Below are 686 nucleotides of genomic sequence, written 5' to 3'. Positions count from 1 at the left end.
CGGGATCGAACCGCCGACCCTCTGCTTGTAAGGCAGATGCTCTCCCAGCTGAGCTAATCCTCCATTATGTATTAGTACCTTAGTTTGCTTTAGTAAAAAAAATTGGTGACCCATACGGGATTCGAACCCGTGTTACCGCCGTGAAAGGGCGGTGTCTTAACCGCTTGACCAATGGGCCAGTCTATTAAAAAAATAAAAGCTTCCAACCGGGCTCGAACCGGTGACCTCTTCCTTACCATGGAAGCACTCTACCTGCTGAGCTATGGAAGCAATGGCTCCGCAGGCAAGATTCGAACTTGCGACCGATCGGTTAACAGCCGATAGCTCTACCACTGAGCTACTGCGGAATGATTTGGCCTGGCGACGTCCTACTCTCACAGGGGGAGATCCCCCAACTACCATCGGCGCTGAAGAGCTTAACTTCCGTGTTCGGCATGGGAACGGGTGTGACCTCTTCGCCATAATCACCAGACATATTGCTTACAATGACAAATATTATTATATAATATTTTCAATGAAATTCAAGGGGTAAATGAAAATTTATTCCCTGAAAACTAGATAAAGAATTGATGTCAAGAAAGCCGAATATCGACCAATTGTTGTTCATTACAATAATGACTCTTTGTGGTTAAGTCCTCGATCGATTAGTATCAGTCAACTCCACATGTCGCCATGCTTCCATCTCT

At 45.8% G+C, this 686-nt stretch carries 3 tRNA genes and 1 rRNA gene; all 4 read right to left on the bottom strand.

Annotation, left to right across the window (positions count from 1 at the left end):
* Nucleotides 1-103 precede the first annotated feature (103 nt).
* The 4 genes from SLH55_RS23185 to rrf all read right to left on the bottom strand — a co-directional run bounded on the left by SLH55_RS23185 (nucleotide 104) and on the right by rrf (nucleotide 472).
* Nucleotides 104-178: transfer RNA gene (locus SLH55_RS23185), tRNA-Glu, on the bottom strand.
* Between the two features lie 19 nt (nucleotides 179-197).
* A tRNA-Thr gene (locus tag SLH55_RS23180) sits at nucleotides 198-270 on the bottom strand.
* A gap of 2 nt (nucleotides 271-272) precedes the next feature.
* A tRNA-Asn gene (locus tag SLH55_RS23175) sits at nucleotides 273-347 on the bottom strand.
* 8 nt (nucleotides 348-355) lie between these two features.
* Nucleotides 356-472: ribosomal RNA gene (gene rrf, locus SLH55_RS23170) — 5S ribosomal RNA — on the bottom strand.
* Between the last annotated feature and the right edge of the window lie 214 nt (nucleotides 473-686).

The organism is Rossellomorea sp. YZS02 (genome assembly GCF_033963925.1).
In the GTDB taxonomy this organism is placed as follows: Bacteria; Bacillota; Bacilli; order Bacillales; family Bacillaceae_B; genus Rossellomorea.
This window is presented reverse-complemented; position numbering and strand designations above follow the sequence as displayed.